Raw genomic sequence first — 4,782 nt, forward strand, 5'->3', positions numbered from 1 at the left:
CAAAATCCGTTGCTCCTCCTACGAAAAGTCCTGCTGTGGTCTGGATATTTTTCGAATTGGAGTCTGAATTTTCATACGAGAGGTTCACGTTCAAGGTATAGAGTCCCGGAGTAGCGCTTACGTCTGCCATCACGGTATAATCGACTTTTACTGATTGACCTGCATCCAGATACTTTATGTATTTTGTGTTATCAGAATATACAGGTAAAACCACACCTTTTGGATCAGTCCAGGAGAAAACCAGGTTTTTCAATGGAGAAGCCCCAGTATTTGTCACAATAAACTCAAGAGGCTCTTCCTTTGCTATATCAATATCAGCCTTGCTTACGGTCACGACCTGAGCGTATTCTTTACCCTGAACCTTTAACTGAACTGTTTTTGTAGTAGTGTAAGTCTGTTCTGAAGACCCTGATCCGCTTTTATAGGTGGTGACGATATCAAGATTATAAGTGCCCTCTGAAGCATTTGAATCGGTCATGAGTTTGAATTTCAGAACCCCAGCTTCATCAGTATCCTGTCTTGCATTTAGATAAGAGATGCTCTTTTCAAGATCTTCTCCAGAAATTTGGCTGAAAGGATATTTTGGGTTAACTTTAACATTAATATTTTTGAGGTCGGTGTTTCCTACGTTCTGCACACTCATAGTAAGCTCAACAGGCTCCCCAGGCCTGGCATTATCAGGGTTTTGATTAGTCACACTTACCTGCAGATCTGCAGAATTTATATTTCCATTTGACGCACTGAGTGTTGTTCCGGTTCCGATCGTATTAGAATTTTGATTATTTTGATTAGTTAAATTTTCCTGCACATATGAAGGGTTCATATTATCATTTGACGAACTAAGTGATGTGTCAGCCTCCATGTACGCACCAGAGCTTTGATTAGTTAAATTTGTCTGCATAGATGAAGAGTTTAGATGCACATTTGATGCACCGAGTGCTGTTCCGACTCCAAGGCATATAAATGCAGAAGAGAATAACAGTATTAATGTTAGCAAAGAGAGCTTTTTCATTTTAATCCCTCAGGTTCATTTTTCGTACATGTTTCGATTTTTTCGATTTCACCGTCTCGAATGTACACAATTCTAGTTGCATATCTTAGAAGCTCGACGTCATGAGTAACAATAATAATCGTCTTACCTTCTCTTGTGTGCAACTCGTCCAGAAAATCAAGGATATAATCCCCAGTCTTGGTATCCAGGTTTCCTGTAGGCTCATCTGCCAGGATTATAGGCGGGTTTACAGCCAGGGAACGGGCTATTGCAACTCTCTGCCTCTGTCCACCTGAAAGCTGGGAAGGAAGGTTTCCTTTCTTTTCCGAGAGTCCGACAACGTCAAGCAGGTATGAGGCTTTTTGTCGGGCTATTTGTCTATCTTCTTCCTGAAATTCCAGGGGCAGGAGCACATTTTCATAGGTGCTCAAGGTTGGAATAAGGTTAAAGCTCTGGAAAATAAATCCTATCATCTGTCCCCTGATCCTGGCAAGCTCAGACTCGTTAAGTTCTGAGATGTCCTTTGAATTCAGGCAAACCGTGCCTTTTGAGGGCAAATCCAGGCAGCCCAGCAGGTTCATCATGGTACTTTTCCCACTTCCGCTGGGACCAAGAATGATCAGAAATTCCCCTTCGTAAATTTCCAGGTTTATTCCTTTAAGAGCTGCAAACTCAACTTCTCCCATCTGGTAAATTTTCCAGACATCGGTCAGTTTAATAAGAGGCTCGTCTTTATTCTTGTAGATCTTTACCCCTTTAAAGCTTTCAGCAGAATTATTTCCAGAATTGAGATATGGATTGTTTTTTAGATTCTCCCCCAAAGAATTTCCCTCTGAATCGTTTTCGGATTCATCATAGAAACTCGCCCTTTTTTCGAGCGAATCTATAAATTTTGAGGGGTTAAATTTTGTTTTAAAAGAATCTAGTATTTCACTAAGTGTCATACTCACCCTCTAAATACTTAGTCGTATCTGAGCTGAACCTTTTTAATGAACATAGGTCCAATTCTATCTTTGTGCATATTGTATCGCTTTCATTAACAGCCTTGTGGTATGGTCTGAACATCTTTGATAAGATGTTATATATTAGACATTTTATCTGCAGTTTCTGACCTTGGAGCTGTTTTTGAAGAATATTTACTTTCTTTGAAGATTCTGTATAGCCTGAAAAGCAGAAAGCTAGACAGCAAATAAGCCAGAGATTCCGCAACCGGAAAAGCTGCCCAGACTCCATCCAGTTTGTATACAGGGAAAGGAGAATAACGGCTCCGTTAGAAAAAATATCTGCTACGGATATAATAAAATAAAAAGGAAATCAAAGGTAGTGACATGCTATCTAATTCCTTTAAATGAAATCGAAAAGCAGCCAAGAGATTCTTTATTAAGAAAGCTTTGAGTTCTAATTATAATCAAATTCCAAAAGTAATAACAGCTGATAAAAATTCAGCTTATCCACCTGCTATAGATACACTGAAAAATGACAAAATATTACCTAAAAACATAGGAATTAGACAAATCAAGTATTTGAATAGCATTATTTTCAATCTGCAAATAAAACTTTAAAAGGAATTGAAGCTATGAATATGATTAAAAAAGGACAAATCAAGAATCTAAATTACTCTGTTCTTAATGAAGCTAAATATATTAATCAATTATTTGGAATAGTTCTATTCTATTGGCACATCTTCTTGAATATTTTATCTTTTGTTCATTATCCATATAGATTTACATGCTTATCCTGAGATTTTTTGCAACGTAACCCAAAAACGTATTTCAGTTACTTAAGAAACCAAATTAAAAACATCAATTCACAAGTATTAGTATAAACACTAAATGAAGGAATTATACTTAAAGATATACAAAGCCTGTTTTGCCAGCAGAAATTAACCATATATCAGGGTTATTCAAAACAGTTGCAATAATAAGTTGAGATGATTTTTCATTCATAAGGCACTGCCAGATAAACATGTTTCTTTCATTCAATCTTTACCTCCCGGATTGAGAGGATCTATTCTGAAAAGCAAAATCATGAATAATGCAGCTACAGTCCATGTGCCCCAAAAAAACAGGTTCACGGTAATTTTCAAGAGTGTACCTATTATCACTAATAAGATTCCCAATAACAGCAAAATTTGGATCCTTTTGCTCAACTGCTTTCTCTCCAGTTATCCCCTTTTTAAATAAACCAGTTTTCAAACAGGATCAAGGTTTCAAACAGGATCAAGGCGATAAAATCATTTTTCACAAAACCTCAATACCAAAAAAGCAGGAAATTAAAAAAAGGGAATCAACCCTTTCTTTTCCATTTCCTTTCTTTTCCGTTTATTCATATCTCAATGCGTCTACTGGTTTTAACTTTGAAGCCCTATACGCGGGGACAACTCCTGAAATCACACCTATTAAAATTGCCAGGAGAAGCCCTAAAGCCATCAGATCAGGAGCAAAGTACATGCCTGAAGAACCTGAACCTCCCCCTCTCATCATCTGCAGACCCAGCATAGGGAAAACAGTTGAAACACAAGCTCCCAGAATATCTCCAAGGATACCGCCAACAAGACCGACCATTGCGGAATTAAAAAGGAAAATCATAAGGATATCCCTGTTTTTTGCCCCAATAGCTTTCATAGTCCCTATCTCCTTCGTCTTTTCAAGGACAGAGGTAAACATAGTGTTGGCAATCCCGACTGCTCCCACAAGAAGCGACACTGCTGCAATAGCACCAAGGAAGAGGGTCATTGAACTCGTCATTTCAGTGACAGATTCTGCCATCGATTTGGAAGCTGACACCGAAAAGTCTCTATCATCATCATTGACAATGTGCCTTGAGATCATGAGCTTATCTACGATATCTTCTGTCAGATTGTCTACTACATCTTCGCTCTTGGCTTTTACAGTTATGGAATCATAAACATCATTTTGTGCATCATCGATCAGGGTTACTGCTCCATCGATAGGCATATAAATACTTCTATCACCTTGACCTTCTTCTGACAGAATCCCAACAACACGCACTGCTTTACCATTTACAGTTATTACCTGGTTAACTCCGATATCCTGTTTATAAGTCCCACTTGCAATGCCGCTTCCAATGACTGCAACATACTTATCAGAAGGTTCAAGCAATCTTCCGGATTGTGTTTTTAGTGTAGTCATATATTGCCAGACCTGTGGATCTACACCTGTGATTGAAAGGGTTGCATTTTGCGCTGCATAAATTACTGGCACACTACCGGCAATCTCTCCTTCTATATATGATATATTATTCAATCCTCGAAGTGCCGCAATGTCCTTATCTGTTAATTCAACATCTGTTGTCGTACCTTCCCCTCTTCCTCCACCTCCTGGACCCCCCGGCATATTGGATGATGCCTTGGAGTATCCTGGAGTTATGGTTATTTTTGTCAGATCCATCTCGGAAAGTCTACTCTGAACTTGCTCTTGCATGGCATCCCCGAGGGAAAGGATGCCAACTACAGATCCGATCCCTATAACTATCCCGATAATGGTTAACCAGCTTCGGAGTTTACTGTGAACAAGCATGTTCAGACCCATTTTCAGGTAGGTCGATTGTCTCATTTCGCATCCTTCCGTTCTCTATTGATGTGTTCTTTCAGATCTTTTGGTCTTCAGGTTTTTTGTACCCGGCTTTTTTCATTTTCATTACCTGTATCTTTTCGTGTATCTTCCTGCGATAAACGAGTACTCCACCTGCAAGGACAAGTAATCCAATGTACGGTAGGTACGAACCAAATCCAGCGTTACTACCTGGGCCTCCCGGACCTCCTGCTGCAG

4 protein-coding genes and 2 pseudogenes are annotated in these 4,782 nt (G+C 39.1%); 1 reads left to right on the top strand and 5 read right to left on the bottom strand.

Annotated elements, in window-relative coordinates; all coding sequences use genetic code 11:
• On the bottom strand, positions 1–1,012 hold a 1,012-nt coding region (locus BP621_RS09155; RefSeq protein WP_292389311.1), incomplete at its 3' end, for a COG1361 S-layer family protein.
• Complete coding sequence (locus BP621_RS09160; RefSeq protein WP_292389313.1) at positions 1,009–1,935, bottom strand: ABC transporter ATP-binding protein; 927 nt, start codon at positions 1,933–1,935, stop codon at positions 1,009–1,011. The genes BP621_RS09160 and BP621_RS09155, both read right to left, overlap by 4 nt.
• Positions 1,936–2,355: 420 nt before the next feature.
• Here BP621_RS09160 and BP621_RS17230 point away from each other — a divergent pair.
• A pseudogene (locus tag BP621_RS17230) lies at positions 2,356–2,553 on the top strand (DDE-type integrase/transposase/recombinase); the annotation flags it as partial.
• Positions 2,554–2,838: 285 nt separating this feature from the next.
• On the opposite strand, the gene BP621_RS09165 reads toward BP621_RS17230, so the two are convergent.
• The 3 genes and pseudogenes from BP621_RS09165 to BP621_RS09175 form a co-directional block, all read right to left on the bottom strand.
• Entirely contained in the window at positions 2,839–2,973 is a 135-nt protein-coding gene (locus BP621_RS09165; RefSeq protein ID WP_292389314.1) for a hypothetical protein, read from the bottom strand.
• 339 nt (positions 2,974–3,312) lie between these two features.
• Positions 3,313–4,566 (bottom strand): ABC transporter permease, encoded by a 1,254-nt coding sequence (locus tag BP621_RS09170; protein WP_292389316.1) that lies wholly within the window; start codon positions 4,564–4,566, stop codon positions 3,313–3,315.
• 34 nt (positions 4,567–4,600) lie between these two features.
• Positions 4,601–4,782: pseudogene (locus tag BP621_RS09175) on the bottom strand (hypothetical protein); the annotation flags it as partial.

Source organism: Methanosarcina sp. UBA5, assembly GCF_002505485.1.
Taxonomy (GTDB): Archaea; Halobacteriota; Methanosarcinia; order Methanosarcinales; family Methanosarcinaceae; genus Methanosarcina.